Annotated in this window: 23 protein-coding genes; 16 read left to right on the top strand and 7 right to left on the bottom strand. The window is 57.0% G+C overall.

The window, feature by feature from the left end:
* Positions 1 to 118: 118 nt before the first annotated feature.
* The 4 genes from coxB to PSH86_RS00475 all read left to right on the top strand — a co-directional run bounded on the left by coxB (position 119) and on the right by PSH86_RS00475 (position 4,523).
* Positions 119 to 1,246, top strand: a complete 1,128-nt coding sequence (gene coxB / locus PSH86_RS00490; RefSeq protein WP_109752913.1) for a cytochrome c oxidase subunit II — start codon at positions 119 to 121, stop codon at positions 1,244 to 1,246.
* Between the two features lie 82 nt (positions 1,247 to 1,328).
* On the top strand, positions 1,329 to 2,921 hold the full coding sequence (gene ctaD / locus PSH86_RS00485) for a cytochrome c oxidase subunit I (protein WP_109752912.1): 1,593 nt from the start codon (positions 1,329 to 1,331) through the stop codon (positions 2,919 to 2,921).
* Between the two features lie 138 nt (positions 2,922 to 3,059).
* Positions 3,060 to 3,611, top strand: a complete 552-nt coding sequence (locus PSH86_RS00480) for a cytochrome c oxidase assembly protein (protein ID WP_249015787.1) — start codon at positions 3,060 to 3,062, stop codon at positions 3,609 to 3,611.
* A gap of 24 nt (positions 3,612 to 3,635) precedes the next feature.
* Entirely contained in the window at positions 3,636 to 4,523 is an 888-nt protein-coding gene (locus PSH86_RS00475; RefSeq protein ID WP_109752910.1) for a cytochrome c oxidase subunit 3, read from the top strand.
* Between the two features lie 7 nt (positions 4,524 to 4,530).
* Here the strand turns inward: PSH86_RS00475 and PSH86_RS00470 are convergent, their stop codons facing one another.
* Positions 4,531 to 4,734, bottom strand: coding sequence for a twin transmembrane helix small protein (locus tag PSH86_RS00470; protein WP_109752909.1), 204 nt, complete (start codon positions 4,732 to 4,734; stop codon positions 4,531 to 4,533).
* Positions 4,735 to 4,804: 70 nt separating this feature from the next.
* On the opposite strand from PSH86_RS00470, the gene PSH86_RS00465 reads away from it, so the two are divergent.
* The 6 genes from PSH86_RS00465 (at position 4,805) to PSH86_RS00440 (ending at position 9,467) form a co-directional block, all read left to right on the top strand.
* Positions 4,805 to 5,542, top strand: a complete 738-nt coding sequence (locus PSH86_RS00465; RefSeq protein WP_249015786.1) for an SURF1 family protein — start codon at positions 4,805 to 4,807, stop codon at positions 5,540 to 5,542.
* The gene (locus PSH86_RS00460; RefSeq protein ID WP_163855931.1) at positions 5,508 to 6,092 is read left to right on the top strand and encodes a hypothetical protein; all 585 of its coding nucleotides are present in this window, start codon (positions 5,508 to 5,510) and stop codon (positions 6,090 to 6,092) included. Before PSH86_RS00465 ends, PSH86_RS00460 begins: the two co-directional genes overlap by 35 nt.
* Positions 6,093 to 6,102: 10 nt before the next feature.
* Complete coding sequence (locus PSH86_RS00455; RefSeq protein WP_109752906.1) at positions 6,103 to 7,182, top strand: heme A synthase; 1,080 nt, start codon at positions 6,103 to 6,105, stop codon at positions 7,180 to 7,182.
* Complete coding sequence (cyoE, locus tag PSH86_RS00450) at positions 7,170 to 8,069, top strand: heme o synthase (RefSeq protein ID WP_163855933.1); 900 nt, start codon at positions 7,170 to 7,172, stop codon at positions 8,067 to 8,069. The genes PSH86_RS00455 and cyoE overlap by 13 nt, the downstream gene beginning before the upstream one ends.
* Positions 8,066 to 8,701: an SCO family protein gene (locus tag PSH86_RS00445; RefSeq protein WP_305487091.1), complete on the top strand. Its 636-nt coding sequence runs from the start codon at positions 8,066 to 8,068 to the stop codon at positions 8,699 to 8,701. Before cyoE ends, PSH86_RS00445 begins: the two co-directional genes overlap by 4 nt.
* Positions 8,702 to 9,026: 325 nt before the next feature.
* Positions 9,027 to 9,467, top strand: coding sequence for a hypothetical protein (locus PSH86_RS00440; RefSeq protein ID WP_305487088.1), 441 nt, complete (start codon positions 9,027 to 9,029; stop codon positions 9,465 to 9,467).
* 12 nt (positions 9,468 to 9,479) lie between these two features.
* Here PSH86_RS00440 and PSH86_RS00435 read toward each other — a convergent pair whose 3' ends face one another.
* Positions 9,480 to 11,672, bottom strand: coding sequence for a TonB-dependent siderophore receptor (locus PSH86_RS00435; RefSeq protein WP_305487086.1), 2,193 nt, complete (start codon positions 11,670 to 11,672; stop codon positions 9,480 to 9,482).
* 688 nt (positions 11,673 to 12,360) lie between these two features.
* Between PSH86_RS00435 and PSH86_RS00430 the strand changes: the two genes are divergently transcribed.
* The gene (locus tag PSH86_RS00430; RefSeq protein ID WP_305487083.1) at positions 12,361 to 12,723 is read left to right on the top strand and encodes a DUF6124 family protein; all 363 of its coding nucleotides are present in this window, start codon (positions 12,361 to 12,363) and stop codon (positions 12,721 to 12,723) included.
* Between the two features lie 294 nt (positions 12,724 to 13,017).
* Positions 13,018 to 13,467: a hypothetical protein gene (locus PSH86_RS00425; RefSeq protein ID WP_305487081.1), complete on the top strand. Its 450-nt coding sequence runs from the start codon at positions 13,018 to 13,020 to the stop codon at positions 13,465 to 13,467.
* 419 nt (positions 13,468 to 13,886) lie between these two features.
* On the opposite strand, the gene PSH86_RS00420 is transcribed toward PSH86_RS00425, so the two are convergent.
* The 3 genes from PSH86_RS00420 to PSH86_RS00410 form a co-directional block, all read right to left on the bottom strand.
* Entirely contained in the window at positions 13,887 to 14,324 is a 438-nt protein-coding gene (locus tag PSH86_RS00420) for a hypothetical protein (protein WP_305487078.1), read from the bottom strand.
* A gap of 180 nt (positions 14,325 to 14,504) precedes the next feature.
* Positions 14,505 to 14,747 carry a hypothetical protein gene (locus PSH86_RS00415; RefSeq protein WP_109752903.1) on the bottom strand — a complete coding sequence of 81 codons (243 nt, stop codon included), beginning with the start codon at positions 14,745 to 14,747 and terminating at the stop codon, positions 14,505 to 14,507.
* Positions 14,748 to 14,759: 12 nt separating this feature from the next.
* Positions 14,760 to 15,239, bottom strand: coding sequence for a hypothetical protein (locus PSH86_RS00410; RefSeq protein ID WP_212801680.1), 480 nt, complete (start codon positions 15,237 to 15,239; stop codon positions 14,760 to 14,762).
* Positions 15,240 to 15,691: 452 nt separating this feature from the next.
* On the opposite strand from PSH86_RS00410, the gene PSH86_RS00405 reads away from it, so the two are divergent.
* The 4 genes from PSH86_RS00405 to PSH86_RS00390 all read left to right on the top strand — a co-directional run bounded on the left by PSH86_RS00405 (position 15,692) and on the right by PSH86_RS00390 (position 18,623).
* Positions 15,692 to 16,054 (top strand): DUF6124 family protein, encoded by a 363-nt coding sequence (locus PSH86_RS00405; RefSeq protein WP_305487073.1) that lies wholly within the window; start codon positions 15,692 to 15,694, stop codon positions 16,052 to 16,054.
* Between the two features lie 164 nt (positions 16,055 to 16,218).
* A complete protein-coding gene (locus PSH86_RS00400) occupies positions 16,219 to 16,782 on the top strand; it encodes an NADAR family protein (protein ID WP_305487070.1) in 564 nt (187 codons plus the stop codon).
* A 141-nt stretch (positions 16,783 to 16,923) separates the two neighbouring features.
* Positions 16,924 to 17,619, top strand: coding sequence for a DUF1963 domain-containing protein (locus tag PSH86_RS00395; protein ID WP_305487067.1), 696 nt, complete (start codon positions 16,924 to 16,926; stop codon positions 17,617 to 17,619).
* A gap of 344 nt (positions 17,620 to 17,963) precedes the next feature.
* Positions 17,964 to 18,623, top strand: a complete 660-nt coding sequence (locus PSH86_RS00390) for a HEAT repeat domain-containing protein (protein WP_305487065.1) — start codon at positions 17,964 to 17,966, stop codon at positions 18,621 to 18,623.
* 579 nt (positions 18,624 to 19,202) lie between these two features.
* On the opposite strand, the gene PSH86_RS00385 is transcribed toward PSH86_RS00390, so the two are convergent.
* Together PSH86_RS00385 and PSH86_RS00380 are read right to left on the bottom strand one after the other, a co-directional pair.
* Positions 19,203 to 20,144: a lipid II-degrading bacteriocin gene (locus tag PSH86_RS00385; RefSeq protein ID WP_305487062.1), complete on the bottom strand. Its 942-nt coding sequence runs from the start codon at positions 20,142 to 20,144 to the stop codon at positions 19,203 to 19,205.
* Positions 20,145 to 20,584: 440 nt separating this feature from the next.
* Entirely contained in the window at positions 20,585 to 20,896 is a 312-nt protein-coding gene (locus PSH86_RS00380) for a tetratricopeptide repeat protein (RefSeq protein ID WP_305487059.1), read from the bottom strand.
* Between the last annotated feature and the right edge of the window lie 5 nt (positions 20,897 to 20,901).

The following is a 20,901-nucleotide window of genomic DNA, read 5'->3' as shown; positions in this document are numbered from 1 at the left end:
TGACACCCGATTGCATGTGCAGCAAGGCGCGGCGAGTCAATTAAGCAGTCTGAATAGCCGATCCCTTGCCGCAGGCTTTACGCCTACGGGATAACAAGAACGATAAGGGGAACCCGCAATGACGCGACATCCACACGTATGGATGGGCCTCCTGTTGTGGTCGATTTTCAGCCAGGCGCAAGCGGCCTGGACTGTGAATATGGCGCCTGGAGCGACACAGATCAGCAATGCAGTGTTCGACTTGCACATGACCATCTTCTGGATCTGTGTAGTCATCGGCATCATCGTCTTCGGCGCCATGTTCTGGTCGATGATGATGCATCGCCGCTCAACCGGCCAAAATGCCGCGCATTTCCACGAAAACACCCGCGTCGAAATCCTCTGGACCATCGTGCCCTTCCTGATCCTGGTGTTGATGGCGATTCCTGCCACCGCCACCCTGATCAAGATGTACGACTCCAGCGAGTCGGACATCGATATCCAGATCACCGGCTATCAATGGAAGTGGCACTACAAGTACCTGGGCCAGGACGTCGAGTTCTTCAGCAACCTGGCCACCCCCGCCGAACAGATCCATAACCAGAGCGCCAAGGGCGAGCATTACCTGCTGGAGGTCGACAAGCCGCTGGTGCTGCCGGTCGACGCCAAGGTGCGCTTCCTGGTGACCTCCGCCGACGTGATCCACTCCTGGTGGGTGCCGGCCTTCGCGGTCAAGCGCGATGCGATCCCCGGGTTCGTCAACGAAGCCTGGACCCGCGTCGACAAGCCCGGCCTGTATCGCGGCCAATGCGCCGAGCTGTGCGGCAAGGACCATGGCTTCATGCCGATCGTGGTAGAGGTCAAGAGCAAGCCCGACTACGAGAAATGGCTGGGCGAGCGCAAGGCCGAAGCCGCGCAGCTCAAAGAATTGACCAGCAAGGAATGGACGCGCGAAGAACTTGTTGAGCGTGGCGACAAGGTTTACCACACCACCTGCGTGGCCTGTCACCAGGCCGAAGGCCAGGGCCTGCCGCCGATGTTCCCGGCGCTCAAGGGCTCGAAAATCGCCACCGGACCCAAGGCTGATCACCTGAGCATTGTCTTCCACGGCAAGCCCGGCACCGCCATGGCCGCGTTCGGCAAGCAGCTGTCGGAAGTCGATATCGCCGCCGTCGTGACCTATGAACGTAACGCCTGGGGCAACAACAAGGGCGACATGGTTACGCCCAAAGAAGTGCTGGAACTCAAACAGGCGGAAAGCAAATGAACCGGCCTGACGTTAGTTCCCGCAACCGGTCGGGGCTCAACGCCCCGCGCCGTCCAGCCCACTCGTTCGAAGGAGACAGGACATGAGTGCTGTGATCGATGACCACGGTCATGCCGGCGCCGACCACGCCCATGGCCCCGCCAAGGGCCTGATGCGCTGGGTGCTGACCACCAACCACAAGGATATCGGCACGCTGTACCTGTGGTTCGCCTTCTCCATGTTCCTGCTGGGCGGCTCGTTCGCCATGGTGATCCGCGCCGAACTGTTCCAGCCCGGCCTGCAGATCGTGCAGCCGGAATTCTTCAACCAGATGACCACCATGCATGGCCTGGTGATGGTCTTCGGCGCGGTGATGCCGGCGTTCGTCGGCCTTGCCAACTGGATGATCCCGTTGATGATCGGCGCGCCGGACATGGCCCTGCCGCGCATGAACAACTTCAGCTTCTGGCTGTTGCCGGCCGCATTCCTGCTGCTGGTCTCGACGCTGTTCACCCCAGGCGGCGGGCCGAACTTCGGCTGGACCTTCTACGCGCCACTGTCCACCACCTATGCGCCGGAAAGCGTGACGTTCTTCATCTTCGCCATCCACCTGATGGGCATCAGCTCGATCATGGGCGCGATCAACGTGATCGCCACCATCCTCAACCTGCGCGCCCCCGGCATGACCTTGATGAAAATGCCGCTGTTCGTCTGGACCTGGCTGATCACTGCGTTCCTGCTGATCGCGGTGATGCCGGTGCTGGCCGGCTGCGTGACGATGATGCTGATGGACATCCACTTCGGCACCAGCTTCTTCAGTGCCGCCGGCGGCGGTGACCCGGTGCTGTTCCAGCACGTGTTCTGGTTCTTCGGCCACCCCGAGGTGTACATCATGATCCTGCCGGCCTTCGGTGCCGTCAGCTCGATCATCCCGGCGTTCTCGCGCAAGCCGTTGTTCGGCTACACCTCGATGGTCTACGCCACGGCCGCCATTGCGTTCCTGTCGTTCATCGTCTGGGCGCACCACATGTTCGTGGTCGGCATTCCGCTGGTGGGCGAGCTGTTCTTCATGTACGCCACCCTGCTGATCGCCGTGCCCACCGGGGTGAAGGTGTTCAACTGGGCCAGCACCATGTGGCAGGGCTCGCTGACCTTCGAGACACCGATGCTGTTTGCCGTGGCGTTCGTGATCCTGTTCTCCATCGGCGGTTTCTCCGGGCTGATGCTGGCCATCGCCCCGGCGGACTTCCAGTACCAGGACACCTACTTCGTGGTCGCGCACTTCCACTATGTGCTGGTGCCCGGCGCGATCTTCGGGATCTTCGCCTCGGCCTACTACTGGCTGCCGAAATGGACCGGCCACATGTACGACGAAACCCTCGGCAAGCTGCACTTCTGGCTGTCGTTCATCGGGATGAACATGGCGTTCTTCCCGATGCACTTCGTCGGCCTGGCGGGCATGCCCCGGCGGATTCCCGACTACAACCTGCAGTTCGCCGACTTCAACATGGTCTCGTCCATCGGCGCGTTCATGTTCGGTACCACGCAGATCTTCTTCCTGTTCATCGTGATCAAGACCATCCGTGGTGGCGAACCGGCACCGGCCAAGCCATGGGATGGGGCCGAAGGGTTGGAGTGGAGCGTGCCGTCGCCGGCGCCGTACCACACCTTCACTACGCCGCCGGAAGTGAAATGAACACCGCAGCTTCTGTGGGAAACACCGCAGCTTTTGTGGGAGCGAGCCTGCTCGCGATAAGCGCGACTCGGTGTGTCAGATACACCGCTATCGCGAGCAGGCTCGCTCCCACAGGGTTCTCGGTAGGGACTGGAAACCATGGCTGAGTCGATTTCGCTGAAAAAACTGGTCACTCGCCTGCTGATAGTGGTGGTGGCCATGTTCGTCTTCGGCTTTGCCCTGGTGCCGATCTACGACGTGATGTGCAAGGCGTTCGGCATCAACGGCAAGACCGGTGGGCAATACGAAGGTGAGCAGACCGTCGATGAGTCACGCCAGGTCCGCGTGCAGTTCCTGTCGACCAACGCGGTGGACATGGTCTGGGATTTCTACCCCAAGGGCGACCAACTGGTGGTCAAGCCGGGTGCGGTGAACGAGATGGTCTTCGTCGCCCACAACCCCACCGACCGGCCGATGAGCGCCCAGGCAGTGCCGAGCATCTCGCCGAGCACCGCGGCGGCGTATTTCCACAAGACCGAATGCTTTTGTTTTACCCAGCAAGTGCTGCAACCCGGCGAACGCATCGAAATGCCCATGCGCTTCATCGTCGACCGGGACATGCCCAAGGAAGTGAAGCACCTGACGCTGTCCTACACGCTGTTCGATATCACCGCTCGTCATCCACCGGTGGCTCTAAACACTGACCGATAGCGTGCCCGATAAGGAGAACAATAAATGGCAACTCACGAACACTATTACGTCCCGGCCCAGAGCAAATGGCCGATCATCGCCACGGTCGGGATGTTCGTCACGGTGTATGGCCTGGCGACCTGGTTCAACGACCTGAAGGCGGCGCGCCCGGAATCCCATGGCCCGCTGATCTTTTTCATTGGCGGCCTGCTGGTGGCCTACATGCTGTTCGGCTGGTTCGGCGCGGTGGTCAAGGAAAGCCGCGCCGGGCTGTACAGCGCACAACTCGACCGCTCGTTCCGCTGGGGCATGAGCTGGTTCATCTTTTCCGAGGTGATGTTCTTCATCGCGTTCTTCGGCGCGCTGTTCTATGTGCGCAACATCTCGGCGCCTGGCCTGGCGGGCGAAGGCACCAAAGGCCTGTCGCACATGCTCTGGCCGAGCTTCGAGTTCGCCTGGCCGTTGCTGAACAACCCCGATCCGAAACTCTTCCCGGCGCCCAAGGAAGTCATCAGCCCGTGGGGCTTGCCGCTGCTCAACACCGTGCTGCTGGTCAGTTCCAGCGTCACCGTCACCATCGCCCACCACGCCCTGAAAAAAGGCCATCGCGGCGCACTGAAGCTCTGGCTGGCGATCACGGTGCTGCTGGGTTGCGCCTTCCTGGGCTTCCAGGCCGAGGAATACATCCACGCCTACAAGGAACTGGGCCTGACCCTGGGCTCCGGTGTCTACGGCGCAACGTTCTTCATGCTCACCGGGTTCCACGGCGCCCACGTCACCATCGGCACGATCATCCTGTTCGTCATGCTGATGCGGATCATGCGCGGGCACTTCGACAACGAGCACCAGTTCGGCTTCGAGGCGGCGAGCTGGTACTGGCACTTCGTCGATGTGGTGTGGATCGGCTTGTTCGTCTTCGTCTACGTGCTCTGAGGCACGACTACCAGGGTGCGTGAGACACCAACTGGCCGCTGAAAAAACCCCAGGCGATCAAGCCGACGGTGACAGCGGCCAGGCTGACCCGCACCGCCAGGGCGATGACCAGGCGATTGGAATCGCTGTCGTCCTTGACCAGAAAAAACAGGCCGCTGAACAGGCTGGCAATCGTGGCAATCAGCATCAGGACGATGGCTGCTTTTAGCATTAGGGACACTCCGGGGGGACGCGATGCACGTGAGTATAGCTATCCCGTTCGACGGCTTTCGGACGGCGCCATGAAACACTTCCGGCCGGGCATCGTGCCGTCGCTGGTGGTCGCCATTCTGGTGCCCGTGATGGTGTGCCTGGGGTTCTGGCAATTGAGCCGGGGCGAACAGAAGCGTGTGCTCATGGAAAATTATGCCGAGCGCCGCGTGGCCCCGCCGATGGACAGCACCGAGCTTGCGCACGCCAGCGATCCGGCCTTTCGCCCGGTCACGCTGCAGGGCCAGTTCGACGGCGAGCACAGCATCCTGCTGGATAACCGCCAGCACGACGGCAAGGTCGGCGTCGAGTTGCTGCAACCGTTCCTCGACCACCGGACCGGGCTGTGGCTGCTGGTCAATCGCGGCTGGCTGCCCTGGCCTGACCGCCGCACCCCGCCGGTCTTCAACACACCGGAACAACCAATAAGCCTACAAGCCTGGGTCTACGTCGCACCCGGCGCGACATTCCAGCTCCACGCCGACCCGGCGGGCGCGCCCTGGCCACGACTGGTCACCGCCATCGAGCCGGACAAGCTCTGGGCCGAACTGGACCGCAACGGCTTCAACTATGAATTACGCCAACAGAGCGGCCCCGGCGCCTACCGGACCGATTGGCCCGTAGTGGCCATGGGCCCGGAAAAACACCTCGGCTACGCCGTGCAGTGGTTCGCCATGGCGACGGCACTGTTCGGCCTGTTCCTTTATCTCGGATGGCACAACGCAGGGAGACACCATGGGAAGCACCATGAATCCAACCAACACGTCTGAGGCGCCCAACCGTCGCAAGGGCCGCGTGCAATTGCTGCTGATCGTGCTCGGGGTGATTGGCCCGATGATCCTCGCCACCGGCATGTACAAATTCCAGTTCTGGGTGCCGGAAAGCCGCAGCTACCACGGCGAACTGATCGGCAACGGCCAGACCCGCGCCGAGATTGGCGTGCAGGCCGATGAGCAGCGCTGGCAGATCCTGGTCACCGCACCGCAGGAATGTTCGGTGGATTGCCGGCAACTGGTGTACCTGGCCCGCCAGGTCCAGATCGGCCTGGGCCGCGAAGCCGGCCGCGCCAGCCATGCCCTGGCGGTGGCGCAACCGCTGGACGCGGACTACGACGCGCAACTGCAGCGCGAATACCCACAACTGCAACGTTACCCACTGGACCTGCCGGCCTATCAAAAGGGCGCCCAAGGCTCCGGCGGCGCCCAACTGTGGATCATCGATCCCCACAGCAACCTGGTGCTGCGCTACGACGCCCGGGTCAAGGGCAAGGACTTGCTCAACGACCTGCGCCATTTGCTGAAACTGTCGAACATCGGATGAGGACATCGACATGGCCAAACCTGGATTTCGCCTCGCGCTGTTCGCCACGCTGCTGGCACTGATCGTCGTCCTGCTGGGCGCCTACACCCGGCTGACCCACGCCGGCCTCGGTTGCCCGGACTGGCCCGGTTGCTACGGTTTTATCAGCGTGCCCAAGAGCGAAGCCCAACTGGCCCATGCCGAACTGCATTTTCCCGACGCCCCGGTGGAAGCCCACAAAGGCTGGAACGAGATGGTCCATCGCTACTTTGCCGGGACCTTGGGGCTGTTGATTACCGTGCTGGCTGCCCGGGCCTGGATGAACCGCCGTCACCCGGGCCTGCCATTGAAGTTGCCACTGTTCCTGCTCGCCGTGGTCTTTGCGCAAGCGGCGTTCGGCATGTGGACCGTGACCCTCAAGCTGTGGCCGCAAGTGGTCACCGGGCATCTGTTGGGCGGGTTCGCGACGTTGAGCCTGCTGTTTCTACTCACCTTGCGCTTGTCCGGCGTATTGCCGGCGCTGACCGTGCCCAAGCGCCTGCAACATTGGGCGACGGCCGGGCTGCTGCTGGTGATCGGCCAGATCGCCCTCGGCGGCTGGGTCAGCTCCAACTACGCAGCCGTGGCCTGCATCGATTTCCCCACCTGCCACGGCCAATGGCTGCCACCGGCCGATTTCGCCAACGGCTTCCACCTGACCCAGCACATCGGTCCCAACTACCTGGGCGGGCAACTGGACAGCGACGCCCGCACCGCCATCCACCTGACCCACCGCATCGGCGCGTTGCTGGTGACCGTGGTGCTGCTGGGGCTGGCCTGGCAATTGAAGACCGTCGGCATGACCCGCCTGGCCGGCCTGGTGCTGGCGGCACTGGCGGCGCAGATCACCCTGGGCATCAGCAACGTGCTGTTCCATCTGCCGCTGCCGGTGGCCGTCGCCCACAATGCCGGGGGCGCCGCGCTGCTGCTGACCCTGGTGCTGGTCAACTATCACGCCCGCACCAGCCTGGTCCGGGTCAAGCATCAAGTCCCGCTGCGCTGGCGGTTCAATCCGCATAAACACAGCCCCAGCCCCATAACAATAAAAGGAGAGATGCCATGGCAACCTTGACCGGTGAACGCCACAGCCAAGCGATCTGGCGCGATTACCTGGAGCTGACCAAGCCCAAAGTGGTGGTGCTGATGCTGATCACCTCGCTGGTCGGCATGTTCCTCGCCACCCGCGCTGGCGTGCCGTGGACGGTGCTGGTGTTCGGCAACCTGGGCATCGCCCTGTGTGCCGGCGGCGCGGCGGCGGTCAACCATGTGGTGGACCGGCGCATCGACGCGGTCATGGCCCGCACCCACAAACGGCCGCTGGCCGAAGGACGGATCTCACCGGCCGCCGCGCTGACCTTCGCCTTGGCACTGGCCGTGGCCGGCCAGGCCCTGCTGCTGGCGTTCACCAACCCGCTGACAGCCTGGCTGACCCTGGCCTCCTTGCTCGGTTATGCGGTGGTCTACACCGGGTTCCTGAAACGGGCGACACCGCAGAACATCGTCATCGGCGGCCTCGCCGGTGCGGCGCCGCCGCTGCTGGGCTGGGTAGCGGCCACCGGGCATGTCAGCGCCGAACCGCTGTTGCTGGTGCTGATCATCTTCGCCTGGACCCCGCCGCACTTCTGGGCCCTGGCGATTCACCGCAAGGAGGAATACGCCAAGGCGGATATCCCGATGCTGCCGGTGACCCACGGCGAGCACTACACCAAGATCCATATCCTGCTGTACACCCTGGTGCTGCTGGCGGTCAGCCTGATGCCGTTCGTGATCCATATGAGCGGGATGCTGTACCTGATTTGCGCGCTGGTACTGGGTGCCAGGTTCCTGCAATGGGCCGTGGTGTTGTACCGTGGCAGTCGGCCGCACGCGGCGATCAACACCTTCAAGTACTCTATTTACTACTTGTTCCTGCTGTTCATCGCCCTGCTTGTAGATCACTACTTACTGTTGAGCCTATGACTCGAACCCAGAAAACCGTCTTCATTCTCGTGGCCGTAATCGCGCTGATCCTCGGCCTGACCATCAACAAAGTGCTGTCCGGCAAAGGCCAGGGCGACCCGACGGCGCTGATCGATGCCGGCATCATCCTGCTGCCCCAGAGCCGCAACCTGCCGGACGTGAAAATGACCGACCAGGACGGCCAGCCCGTAAGCATGGATGGCTTGAAAGACAAATGGAGCCTGCTGTTCTTCGGCTACACCTTCTGCCCGGACATCTGCCCGACCACCCTCGCCCAACTGCGCCAGATCAAAAGCGAACTGCCGCCCGAGGCTGTGGATAAGTTGCAGATCGTGCTGGTGAGCGTCGACCCGAACCGCGACACGCCCAAGCAACTCAAGCAGTACCTGGGTTACTTCGATCCGCAGTTCAAAGGCCTGACCGCTTCATCGGTTGAAGACCTGCAGAAACTGGCGAATGCGGTAAGCATTCCGTTCATTCCGGCGGACACCAGCAAGCCCAACTACACCGTCGACCATAGCGGCAACCTCGCCGTGATTGGCCCGGATGGCACCCAACGCGGGTTTATTCGGGCGCCGTTGAATAACCAGAAGTTGGTGGCGCAGTTGCCGGAGATGCTTAAGCGTAAATAACGCCACGACGAGAACGCTTGCTCCCACCGCCATTCTCCTGTGGGAGCGGGCTTGCTCGCGAAAGCGGCGGGTCAGTTTGCATCAATGTTGAACATACCGCCCTCTTCGCGAGCAAGCCCGCTCCCACACTGGATGGTGGCCGAACACAGTATTTGCAACAGCCCCGCCCACTGAAAGGTGAACGCAAAATCGTGATCTGTCCCCAGTTTCTGCCCAGTTTCCCGCCATCCGGCAGTCGAACAGCGCATTGAGCGTTAGCCCAGTGCCTGCGGCTTAAGAGTGGGAAGAACAGCTTCACATGCGAGTTACCAGCAGGTCTGCCAACATGAAACAACTAACCCGGCTCCCAACGTTAGCCCTCATTGCACTCGTGTTCTGCGCGGGGCTATGGGCCGTTTCACAGTGGTGGGAAAAGGCCCTGGCGAAGCCCGCCGGCGCCGCCAGGATCAGCCCCAATGGCTGCTTCCGGGTTCAGGAGTTCAAGCCTTTTTGGATACTGCCCGGCCTCTTTCACCCCCAGTCGCCCCCGGATGAGCCAGAGGAGCGACAGTGGTTTGTTCGCTGGGAGATTCCGGCCTTTTTCCGCTTGTACGACAATCGCAACGGCCAGCTGATGGGCGAAAGCGCGATCTACGATCTGGTGAATTATGGGGGACCTGTATCTTGGGGCTTCGGCAGCCACCCCACAGTTTCCGTCGAAATGATCACGATCGGCACAGACCTGCCTGACTGCATAGGCAATCAGCCGGCTAGCGGGGCGGAGTGAGTCCCTTTTTACTTAGAAATCGATAGTCCCCGAGAACTTCACCAAGCGCGGGTCACCCTGCGAAAGGTAGCCGCCGTTTGCCGAGGCCCAGTAGTTCTTATCGGTAATGTTTTCCACATTGACGCGCAACGTCAGGTCTTTCTCCACGAATTTCATTTTGTAACGTGCACCCGCGTCGAAACGGTTCCAGGTCGGCAAGCTCAGGTTGTTAGCCTGATCAGCGTACTGCCCGCCAGTGCGCAACATCCTTGCGCTGAGAGCGGCACCTTCGATACCCGGAACGTCCCAATCTACGCTGGCATTGAGCTGAAACATTGGCACGCCAATGGCGTGATTGCCATCGTTGAGTCCGCCAGCGGTTTTTTTCAGCTCAGACGTCATGCGGGTACCGCCAGCCATCAACCGGAGGCCTTCGATGGGTTCGCCGAAGACGCTGAGCTCCAGCCCTTTGTTGACCTGCTCGCCATCACGCACATAGAGGCTCTGCACGTTGTCGACATAACCATCGGAAGGTTTCTCGATGCGAAAAAACCCCAGGTTGGCACCGAAGGTTTGCAGGTCCAGCTTGATGCCGGCTTCCAACTGTTTGGTGCGGCCAGGGGGGAAGGCTTGGCCCAGGTTCGTGATGCCGGTACCGGACGCCACAGGCCCTTTTGCAAGGCCTTCGATTCTGTTGGCATAGAGCGACACGCTCTCCACAGGCTTGTAGACGATGCCATAAACAGGCGTGGTAATGGCTTCATCGTAGAGCGCGCTACGGCTGCCATCGTTTGCTGGATTGGCTACACCGTTTGAAGTAGTGCCATCGTACTTATAGTTCTCGACACGCAACTGCTGACGACGGACACCATAAGTGACCAGCAACTTGTCATCGAACAAGCCCAGCGTGTCGGAAATCGCCAAACTACGGTTACGGGTTTTGCCGGTCACCCCGGGATCCCCCATTTCACCGCCCGTGCTGGACACCGCCGTCGGCTTAGGCAGCTTGGGGGTGTCGTAGATATTGCTGTTCCCGGTAACGGAACGATAGAACGTGTAGGCGTTTTCCTGCTCGGTCCAGATCGTCGAGCCCCCGATCGCAACCTGGTGGGAAACAGGGCCCGTGTTAAAGCGCCCGTTCAACCCGCCACTGAACGATGTGTTGTCTTCATTGTGAGGAATTTCCGAGCCACCGATCGTCGCTACGCCGTTATTGCCGACCAGTGTCGGTGTGGCGTACACCCCGGTTTCTCGGGTGTGCTTTACACCACCAGCCAGGTAGGCGGTCCAGTTTTCATTCAGATCCCAATCGCCACGAACCATGCCGAAGGTGTCTTCCGTTTCGGAGTAAGTCCAGTCCTGCCCATAATTGTGGCTGGCGTGCGGAGCCGTGGGAATGCGGGTGGCGTTGCCGATATTCACCGAATTACGCAGCCCATTGATACGCTGTTTCTGATACCCGAAATCGGTGGAAACGCGGAAGTTGTCACCTTGATAGTCCAAGCCCGCGACGAACAACTTCGTGCGCTGATCCTGGTTGTCGATCGCTGTTTCACCTTCCCGCTGGCTCAGATTCAACCTGGCGCCAAAGCGATTATCCTCGCCGAATCGCTGCCCGATATCCAAATGCTCGCCAATGCGGCCATCGGTGCTGATGTCCTGGGTATAACGACGCGTCGGCACATCCTCTGCGCGTTTGGGCTGCAAGTTGACGCCGCCCCCAAGACCCGAGCCCGTCGGACTGACACCGTTGATAAACGCGTTGGGGCCTTTGAACACCTCGACACGCTCGATAGCATCCGTCGACAGAATCTGACGCGGTAAGACGCCATACAGTCCATTGTAGGAAATGTCGTCGCTGTTAAGCGGCAAGCCTCGAATCACGAACACTTGGGATTGGTTACCAAACCCATAGGATTGACGCACCGACGGATCATTGAGAAGCACGTCACCTACGTCTTCAGCTTGTTGATCTTCAATCAACTGCGAGGTGTAACTCGTCATCACGAACGGGACATCCATGTTGTCCTGATTCCCCAGCACCCCCATCTGGCCTCCCCTCGCCACCTGACCTCCTGCATAGGGCGTTGGTAGCGTGTTGGAGTTGGGTTTGATCGCACTGGCAGTAACGTCGGTCGCTCCCAATTCAATAGGTTCTGCCGCCTGGGCAAGAAAACTGACTGAGCAACACGCAGCCAGCAACGTAAGGCGAGATGGAACTAGCATGGAGTGAGTACCTGCGGGGGAAACGGGAAGTCAATGCAGGTAATGCTAATGATTCGCAGATAGATTATCTATAAGCAATGGCACGCTGCCATAAAAGATTTGGAAAGCGGTTTAGTCAGCCCCCGTGGCGAGGGAGCTTGCCCCCGCTCGGCTGCGCAGCAGACGCAAAACCGAACGATGCGGTTTGCCTGAAGAAATGCAGGGGCCTGCTGCGCATGCCAGCGGGAGCAAGCTCCCTCGCCACAGGGGACTTGTGTCGAGCCGAACACCGAGCCCTGTGGGAGCGAGCCTGCTCGCGATGAAATCGTCCCAGCTCCAGAGCCGAACACCCCACCCACATCACCAAAAACCCTCCCTCCTACAGCCCCCACCTACCCCCCTCTATCAAGCTACGCATCCTTGCGCCTTTGCCTACAACTACGCCAGAATCCGCCCGCTTGTGCGCCTTGTTCCTGGGTTCTATTGTCTTCCTGCCACTGCCCATCAGTGGTCGGGTTTAGTAGCCCGGTTTACGTCTCGGTGCACGAGTCTCATCAGTCAGGCATTGCCTGTTCTCGATGGTGGCTGTGCGCATGGCACCCTCGGGTGCGCCGGGTTTGACGTAATCACCGGTCTACTAACTTGCGCACAGTCGCCACCCTTTCGTTTAGTAGCGAGAGGGTTGCGGCCTAATTGAGAGATTACGTCAATGTTCAAAACGACCCCGAATCCGCCAGAGGCAGATTCCACTTCTACATCCGCAAAATCGAAAGCCAAACAGCAAGACGAAACCACCAAACGCGTGCTCGATCACTACTTGCTACCGAAACCGGATAAATCCCAAGACGAGCCCAAACCAGGGCAGCTATACGCCGTCGTGAAAGGCCTCGATAACGAATGCCTGCTCGCCAACCTCAGTGAGACGTTGGCTTCGGCTGATGCCATGGTGAGTGATCTGGCGTTTGATCTGGAGGGATCGAGGCGTCATGTGGCGCAGGGGATTCAGCAGTTGATTGAGCTGAGTTCGTTGCTGGCTAACCGGGTGTTGGATAACGTGGAGCCGCGGCAATAGTATTTTTCCCAAACGAAAAAACCCGACGTACTGCGTCGGGTTTTGGTTCTTCCGTTCGCAAAAGCGGATAAATAATCTTTAAATGTCCTCAATTTTTTCATCTTAAACTAATAAAATCTCGCAGCCATCTCTTAGCGGAGGCTTATTGCGTTTTTGTTGGATGCTCAACAGAACAATTTAAAAACGGTCTAGCCACCTGTAACTTCCTACAGTAGTCGATCAATTTTTTAATACCTATATTCCCTGGCGTAATCCCATCGAAATTCGCCGATTGACCACACAGAGGATTAAAGTATGACCGCCGATCAAAAAAAGCCAGGGCGCAACCCGGATGTCCGCATGGTGGGAACATTTACCGTTGATACGCCGCCCCCCGTAACGTTTACGAACGTTAATGCGACTTTGTTCAATAGCGATGGCAACAATACCAGTGGTGGTTTCCTACAGGGGCGTTCTCAACCTTGGAAAGCCGGAAGGGAAGATGCCCCTGAGATCATCCTGGGCTTCTCGGCAGCTAGAGCTGGTGCCGGCAACCCACAAATATTCCAATATCCAAGCGATTTCCACGAGCCCTATGTGAGGTGGGTCTACATTGATCAGCAGGGTAAGCGTCATTCAGCCAGCACGGGGACGATCACTGTAGAGTTTGGCAATAACTTCGGATTCTTCAGAGGGACATACTCTTTCGTTAATATGGAAGACAAAACCATTAGTGGGTCGTTTGATATAGGCTATGTAAAGTGATGTCTTAAATATCACAAGACACAAGCCAACCACTCACCGAAGGCAATCACCTGCCCCTGTGGCGAGGGGATTTAGGGATTGTCTGAAATAGCCGGATACTCTCCGGCTATTTCGCCATCGTCAGCATTTTTCAAAAAAAACGCACGTTGAAATCTGCTCAGCCTCTTCGTTTTTGGAATAAGCGAATAAGGGGACAGATTCGAATAAGGGGACAGATTTATTTTCCAGCAAATAAATCTGTCCCCTTTTCAGTGAGGGAATTCATTGTGGCGAGGGGATTTATCCCCGCTGGGCTGCGCAGCAGCCCCCCCAAAAGCCAGATGCGATCAGCATGGCACAACGCGGTGCCTGAGTTCAGGGCGAGGGTATTCCCGCCCCACTCTCTCTGTGGGAGCGAGCTTGCTCGCGAAAGCGGCGGGTCAGCTTGCATCAATATTGAACGGGACGAAAAAAGGGGAAAGGAGGTGTCGCCTAACCTCCAACGCTATAGTTCCAAAGCCTTTCCCAGTGCCTTTCTTCGACACCGAGTAGTCCTGCTGAGCAGAGATATCCTCCCAGCGGTCAACCGTTTGAAGTTTTCGGTGTGCGATATCTGTGTCAATCTCGAATGCAATGAAACGTTCGGTTTGAGTGAGCAGTAGTCCGAACAAGCGGGGCATACCGGGAAAATCTATTTCCAGTTCCAAGACAATGGTATCTGACCAAACAACCCCTTGGCTTTCGGCGTATTCGACCAAACAAGCAGGAATACTCCTGTCTCGCCAGGCGCTAGCGGTCTTCGCTATTTTATAGGCCGCGACCGCATTCTGTTCTTGTACGTTCAGTTGGCGCTTTTTCCGTAGCCTATTGATATCCAAGGCAGGTCCCTCAGCACAGTGCCGGTGCTCCGATGATGATCCGCTTGTACTCATCTGGATCGAACACGAATGGGCCAATATCGCAGATTGGACGGGGGGATTCATATCCGTCTTTACTTAAGGGGACTACTTAAAGAGGCGGAATTATTTTCTGATATTAAATCCGCCCGCCTTTCCTGCTCAGCCAACCTCCTCAAACCGCCGCCGCTTCATGAATAACCCCATCCCTATCGCCACGGCAAAAACCGACAGCAACCCCAGATCAAACCCCAACACGCGGGTCTGACCGGCCAAAACGCAGCCAACCGCACCCGCCGCCACCAACACCACGCCTAGCCACTTGCGTAGCAGATAGGGTTTGAGGAATCGATCAAGCAGAAAGGACACCACCAAGGCAATGACCAATTGAGTAATTTCGGACATGTACGTCTCCGGTCAGGCCTTGATGATCAATGTCGAGAGGGTGCGTTGCGGGCCGATACCGCCGTTGACCTGCGCCTCGATGCTGACCAGTACGTCGCCAGCATGGTAGGTGGGTAGAATTTGATTGGTATACGTGCGCACACCCATCCCTACAGATGCCGCCACGTAAGAGGGGGCCACGGCCTTGGCGGCGGAAGCGAAGGCCGCGGCTGCAAGGGTGGCGATCGTGGTGCGCTGGGCGTTGAGGGCGTCGCCCTGTTGCCGGGTCAGCGGCTTGGAGATGCCGATCATCATCACGCACGGCAGGTTTTTGGCCAGCATCTTGTCGTACACCTCGACGACCTTGCTGTTGACCTCATAGTGGGCGCTTTTCGCTTCGCCAAAATGCAGCTCGCGCAGGCGCCCACGTTCGCTGTCGGTGAGGGTGATCTGCGAGACGTTGAAGACGATCCCGTGATTGCCCATGTATTGAAAAGTCCCTTCGAACTTCATCGCCCGTATCCTTTTGGGGTAAAGGTGGCAATTCTCTGCAACGGGCGGATTGGATTCAAATCATTTCGTATCGCTGGATTGAGCAAAACAACCCACCTGCATCGCCGAAACACCCCTCTCCTACAGCCCCCGCCTACAACGCCCATCTAGCTACGCATCCTTGCGCCTTTGCCTACAACTACGCCAGAATCCGCCCGCTTGTGCGCCTTGTCCCTGGGTTCTATTGTCGTTCCTGCCACTGCCCATCAGTGGTCGGGTTTAGTAGCCCGGTTCCCACCTCGGTTGTACAAGTCTCATCAGTCGGGCATTTGCCTGTTCTTGATGGTGGCTGTGCGCATGGCGCCCTCGGGCGCGCCGGGTTTGGTGTGGGTTACCGGTCTACTAACTTGCGCACAGCCGCCACCCTTTCGTTTAGTAGCGAGATGGTGCGGCCTAATATGAGGCCCACACCTATGTTCAAAACAACTCCGAATCCACCGGAAACAGGTTCCCCCCCACAATCCGCAAAATCCAAAGCCAAGCAGCAAGACGAAACCACCAAACGGGTGCTCGATCACTACTTGCTACCGAAACCGGATAAATCCCAAGACGAGCCCAAACCAGGGCAGCTATACGCCGTCGTGAAAGGCCTCGATAACGAATGCCTGCTCGCCAACCTCAGTGAGACGTTGGCTTCGGCTGATGCCATGGTGAGTGATCTGGCGTTTGATCTGGAGGGATCGAGGCGTCATGTGGCGCAGGGCATCCAGCAGCTGATTGAACTGAGTTCGTTGTTGGCGAATCGGGTGTTGGATAACGTGGAGCCGCGGCAGTAGGATCTAATTCCTCAACGAAAAACCCCGACGTTTTGCGTCGGGTTTTGTTTACGAAGAGTTGCGCGTATGCATCAATCTGTGGACGTTCGACCTACCAAGCTTCGTGGTTGTCTTGGTCAGCACAGTAGCTGTAACTTCGATCTTCAGTTAACGAGGAAATCTCATTGAACGACTCTGAACATCTGAAAGAACTGTGCGCACGTTTCAACTCTGGAGAACATCTGAGCTTTACGTTTTTCTGGGGGCACCAGCGCAGCAAAACTGTCGTCACGACGTCGTGCTTCAGCCAATGGTTCGAGGCTGGGTTCATTGTCGAGGGGCAACATTACCCGACGGCCGAACACTTCATGATGGCCGAGAAAGCGGCCTTGTTCGACGATCAGGAAATTCGTGCGCAGGTGCTCCAAGCCCCTACTCCTAATGCCGCCAAAGCACTTGGCCGCAACGTGCGCGGATTCAATGATAAGGTTTGGCTGCAACACCGATACGACATTGTCGTTCGAGCGAACCAGGCCAAGTTCTCCCAGAATCCGCAGTTGAACGAATATCTTCTACAAACCGGTTCGCGCGTTATTGTCGAAGCCAGCCCGGTTGATAACATCTGGGGTATAGGGCTCGCACAGGACAACGCAGATGCGAACAATCCGAATCTGTGGAAAGGCTTGAATCTGCTGGGATTTGCACTGATGCAAGTGCGGGACGGGACTAGTACGCCAGCCCCAAGGTAGTGCCCTGACCTTACTCACGAAAAACGCAAAAAACCTTGGCGAACACAGAGAGCGCACAGAGGGGACAGATTTATTTTCCAGCAAATAAATCTGCCCCCTTTTCAGTATTAATCCTGTAGTAAAAAGGAGGTTTACATCACCATGGATATTCAGGAAATCAAGCAACGCCTGGCCCGCCCCGCCGTGAAACTCATTGCCGGCGGCTTTCGTCCTGCCGGCACCGATGAAGAAAGCTGGCTGGGCAATGTATTCCTGTTCCGACCGGATGAAGAGGTGCCCACTAATCAGGCGGGGCAACAGTTGCTCCCCTATGCGCAGTTTTACCTGCCCGCCCTGCCTATCAATAGCCCTCTGCTAGCAGGAGTTCGTGTGCTGACGGTGTTCATTTCAAACCCGTTCCCCGAGCACTTTGAGCCGATGGGGGATAATTGGGTTATCCGCGAGTACGGGCCGGATGATGTGTTGGTGCGCAAGTATCTGTCGGTGACAGGTACATTCCTCAAACCCTTCCCACTGACAGCGCAAGCGGTGCCGGAGGACTTTCCATTGTGGGATGGCGGTGGTGTCCCGGAGGACCTTGAGCAAGCAATCCTCACGCTGGAACGCGCGGGCAAGATCCAGAGCTATTACGACTTGGTCACCCACACCTACGAACACAAGATCGGTGGTTACCCTTCGTTCTGCCAGTCGGGTGTTGATCCGGGTGAAGGCTTCGAGTTTGTGTTCCAGATTTCATCGGACTCGAAGATCAATCTGAACGTGGTCGACAGTGGGAGCCTGATGTTCTGGAAGCACAATGAAACTGGGGAGTGGGCGCTTTATTACGACTTTTACTAGGCGTCGGGGGGCGGATTTATTTTCAGGTTCAATCAGCCCCTTTCTTCCCTACACCAACCTCCTCAAACCGCCGCCGCTTCATGAACAACCCCATCCCATCGCCAAAGCAAAGACCGATAGCAACCCCAGATCAAACCCAAACAAGCGGATCTGGCTTGCAGCAACGCAGCCGACCGCACCCGAGCACCGAAACCAGGGCGGCAAGGTTGGCAATCTTGGTGCACTGTGTATATAAATCCATCCCCTTTTCGCGCTAATTCTCCGTGACGCTTCCAGTGCTAATGGCCGATAGTTGTGGGTCAAGTTCAGACGGGTTGGACGACTTTTTGAGACGGGATCATGTGATGACAGAGCAGGTTGCATCAACGGCACCAGACTGTGCCTCTTTGCCCACGGAACTGGTCGACCTAATTCACCGAATGGCCATGGTAGAGAAGGGCGTATCCTCCGACGATTCGGTGTCGTGGCACGCGCACCGTGAAGCAGAGAAGCTGACTGATGTATCGGTCATCGCCGGGCTGAAGGCATTCATGGAAACGTCTGATTCAAAGGACATTCGCCGGGCGATTTATTTCGTCCTCGGGGCGCTGGGTCATAATATGAAAAATGAGCATTGTAGCGAAGTGCTCTTGCGTCAGGTAACAGCGGTTCAAGACAAATACGAGCTGGCGGCGTTGTTGGACAGCATCGCGAAAGTACCTATGTTGCCCGGTGCATCGCTGGAACCTATATTTCATTTGTTGACGGACAAACGATGGCTGGTTCGCCATTCAGCTATCGGAGCATTAGTCAATTCATATGGCGACGTAGTGGAAGATCATCTTCTTGCCCACCTTGCTTTGACAGAAGACCCGTTCGACAAGATCTATTGCCATGCGACCTTAAATAAGATCGGCACTGCACGATCAATCCCCCTGCTCACTGAGGGATTGAAGTCGCGCAAGCGTGACGTCAAGGCATCGGCCAGGGCAGCGATTGACGCCATCCAGGCACGTAACAAATGATCAATTGATTACAGCGACGTTCGCTATCACGTTCTTCCTGTTTAGCTACGGTGAAATGCCTTTACGTACTCGTCCTCGTTGCGACACGCTGCCATGTATCTTGGCCAACTCTTAGCAATTAGGGCCGGCACTGATAACATCATAAAGTTGTAACTGGTAATAAATATACAAACAGAAAGCCGTAAGAAACGTCAAAAAAGTTGGCAAATGGTTGGGGTGCGACCAGTAGATAATGTTATCCAGCAATAGAACTGCCGTCACGATCGTGGCGAGGACGCTTGCGGTTTTTGTAAGAAAGGTGCGGGGCATGTTGTTTGATTTTCTTAACCGATAAGGTCGCTGTAGGACTAGCAGGAGCAGTGATATGAACAGAGTGCCAATAATTGCTGCGAATGGAATGGCGATAGTGTCATGTTCGACTGCATACAAGTTATTCTCGTAGTTAGAGTATAAATTGTAGCCACCGATTATTGGAGTAGCTGAGAGACTTGCCAAATAAAAAAACAACGAATGCCTTATCTTCATGTTTTTGTCCTTGCGCCATGACAACAGTGCTACCCGATGCCATGGCACTACTGTTTAGAAGTTAGGAGCCTGAAAGCCTTTTCCTATCAAGTGGATTTTATGCTCGCCCGAAATATTTATTTCGTACCCAGTTCCCGGTAGGGCTCTGCCAGCCGTAGTTAGTTGCTCAAGCGCGAGCGGTCTATCGCTTTTATCGAAGTCATAAAAGTCGTGGTAGGCTTTGACTGTTCCCAGGAACTGCCAAGATGTATCTCGGCTGCGAATGAAATCACCCTCAACATGGAGCGTGATTCGCCCAAGGTAAGCACCACTGATGAGACTGTCTTTACCAGTATCGTAAGCCACCTTTGGGTCCACCAGATGATACGTACCCGGTGATTTAGTGCTCTCGATAGTCTGTTTCAATAATGAGAGCTTGTGTTCTCTTATTTGTAAACCAATAGTATTGATATCGACCTCAAGCTTCTCTCCCTTCCCCCATAAATAGTGCGCCAATGCTTTAACCGGGCTGAATGTACCTCCAGATAACTTTGGTGTTTCCAGTTTGTATGTTGTACTGCGGGCGTATTTTGAGTGGGCGATGGCTATAATAGCTTCCCTCGACGTAAAACCGCTTCTCTCAAGCGCGTCAGCCAAACTAAAGCAAATAGCTTTATTTTTGAAGAAAACGTCATTTATGCGCCAATAAGGAGCTACCCAACCGCGTTCCCGCTCGACAATCTGCCATATATCTTTTATTGCGCCATAAGCGTTTTTATGATTTATAGCCTTGTCGAGAATTTTGAGATTGAAAGTGAAGTCGTCCAGCCCGGTTTGAGTCTTTACAAGATCAGTTATGTAAAAATCATCATCTTCTGTTAGTACATCTGGCTGAGGCGGTGGAAATATATAAGTACCATCAATGATGATACCGTCCGTGGACCAATATCCTCCTAAAGAGCCGCGCCACGTACCATTTACCTGAGTCGGGGGTAAGTCAATTCCGTTCTGCTTCATGAGCTCAAATCCTTTTGATCGAAAAGTTAGATGCGCTGTGGCCAGAACTGCTTGTCTGGATTTCTAATGAAGCACGGAGAGATAGGAGGCTCAATACCTCAATGACAACTTAGGAGATGGACTACAGGGTTTTCGGAATAAGGGGACGAATTTATTTCTGATATTAAATACGTTCCCTTTCCGTTCAGCTAATCTGCTCAAACCGCCGCCGCTTCAGGGACAACCCCAAGGGCAATGATCATGTGGGAAATTCGGACATGTGCGTCTTCAGGCAAGTCTTGATGACTAGTGTCGAGAGGGTGCGTCGGGGACCAATGTTGGAGCGGTGAATGTTTGTCAGTTAAGCGGCCAGACAAATCGCGTTGGCTGTTTGGGGCTGCTGCGCAGCCAGCGGGGATAAATCCCCTCGCCACAGGGGGCTGTGTTGGGCTGAAAGTTTGTCAGGGGTGGCGATCCAGTTTTTTGAGGAACACGGTCATTTCCTTTTCAGCCTGTTTGTCACCATGGGCGCGGGCGGCTTCAAGGCCTTGTTCCCAGGCTTGGCGGGCTGCTGGTAGGTCGCCTTGGCCTTGATGGGCCTTGCCCAATAGCTTCCATGCCGCCGAATACTTGGGATCGAATTCGACACAGCGTTGGAAGTGTTCGGCGGCGCGGGCGAATTCGCCGAGGTCCAGGTAACCCTTGCCCAGGCCGAAGCGCAGCAGTGAGTTATCCACACCCTTGGCGAGCATTTTTTCCAGGGAGTCGAGCATGGGGA

The sequence above is a fragment of the Pseudomonas sp. FP2300 genome (assembly GCF_030687595.1).
GTDB lineage: Bacteria > Pseudomonadota > Gammaproteobacteria > Pseudomonadales > Pseudomonadaceae > Aquipseudomonas > Aquipseudomonas bijieensis.
This window is presented reverse-complemented; position numbering and strand designations above follow the sequence as displayed.

Excerpts from the sequence above, each read along its gene's own strand:
- PSH86_RS00380 (WP_305487059.1), bottom strand. The coding sequence starts at position 20,896 with ATGCTCGACTCCCTGGAAAAAATGCTCGCCAAGGGTGTGGATAACTCA.
- PSH86_RS00480 (WP_249015787.1), top strand. The coding sequence starts at position 3,060 with ATGGCTGAGTCGATTTCGCTGAAAAAACTGGTCACTCGCCTGCTGATA.
- ctaD (WP_109752912.1), top strand. The coding sequence starts at position 1,329 with ATGAGTGCTGTGATCGATGACCACGGTCATGCCGGCGCCGACCACGCC.
- PSH86_RS00455 (WP_109752906.1), top strand. The coding sequence starts at position 6,103 with ATGGCCAAACCTGGATTTCGCCTCGCGCTGTTCGCCACGCTGCTGGCA.
- PSH86_RS00425 (WP_305487081.1), top strand. The coding sequence starts at position 13,018 with ATGACCGCCGATCAAAAAAAGCCAGGGCGCAACCCGGATGTCCGCATG.
- PSH86_RS00470 (WP_109752909.1), bottom strand. The coding sequence starts at position 4,734 with ATGCTAAAAGCAGCCATCGTCCTGATGCTGATTGCCACGATTGCCAGC.
- coxB (WP_109752913.1), top strand. The coding sequence starts at position 119 with ATGACGCGACATCCACACGTATGGATGGGCCTCCTGTTGTGGTCGATT.
- PSH86_RS00405 (WP_305487073.1), top strand. The coding sequence starts at position 15,692 with ATGTTCAAAACAACTCCGAATCCACCGGAAACAGGTTCCCCCCCACAA.
- PSH86_RS00390 (WP_305487065.1), top strand. The coding sequence starts at position 17,964 with ATGACAGAGCAGGTTGCATCAACGGCACCAGACTGTGCCTCTTTGCCC.
- PSH86_RS00475 (WP_109752910.1), top strand. The coding sequence starts at position 3,636 with ATGGCAACTCACGAACACTATTACGTCCCGGCCCAGAGCAAATGGCCG.
- PSH86_RS00460 (WP_163855931.1), top strand. The coding sequence starts at position 5,508 with ATGGGAAGCACCATGAATCCAACCAACACGTCTGAGGCGCCCAACCGT.
- PSH86_RS00440 (WP_305487088.1), top strand. The coding sequence starts at position 9,027 with ATGAAACAACTAACCCGGCTCCCAACGTTAGCCCTCATTGCACTCGTG.
- PSH86_RS00410 (WP_212801680.1), bottom strand. The coding sequence starts at position 15,239 with ATGAAGTTCGAAGGGACTTTTCAATACATGGGCAATCACGGGATCGTC.
- PSH86_RS00385 (WP_305487062.1), bottom strand. The coding sequence starts at position 20,144 with ATGAAGCAGAACGGAATTGACTTACCCCCGACTCAGGTAAATGGTACG.
- PSH86_RS00445 (WP_305487091.1), top strand. The coding sequence starts at position 8,066 with ATGACTCGAACCCAGAAAACCGTCTTCATTCTCGTGGCCGTAATCGCG.
- PSH86_RS00395 (WP_305487067.1), top strand. The coding sequence starts at position 16,924 with ATGGATATTCAGGAAATCAAGCAACGCCTGGCCCGCCCCGCCGTGAAA.
- PSH86_RS00430 (WP_305487083.1), top strand. The coding sequence starts at position 12,361 with ATGTTCAAAACGACCCCGAATCCGCCAGAGGCAGATTCCACTTCTACA.
- PSH86_RS00435 (WP_305487086.1), bottom strand. The coding sequence starts at position 11,672 with ATGCTAGTTCCATCTCGCCTTACGTTGCTGGCTGCGTGTTGCTCAGTC.
- PSH86_RS00465 (WP_249015786.1), top strand. The coding sequence starts at position 4,805 with ATGAAACACTTCCGGCCGGGCATCGTGCCGTCGCTGGTGGTCGCCATT.
- cyoE (WP_163855933.1), top strand. The coding sequence starts at position 7,170 with ATGGCAACCTTGACCGGTGAACGCCACAGCCAAGCGATCTGGCGCGAT.
- PSH86_RS00415 (WP_109752903.1), bottom strand. The coding sequence starts at position 14,747 with ATGTCCGAAATTACTCAATTGGTCATTGCCTTGGTGGTGTCCTTTCTG.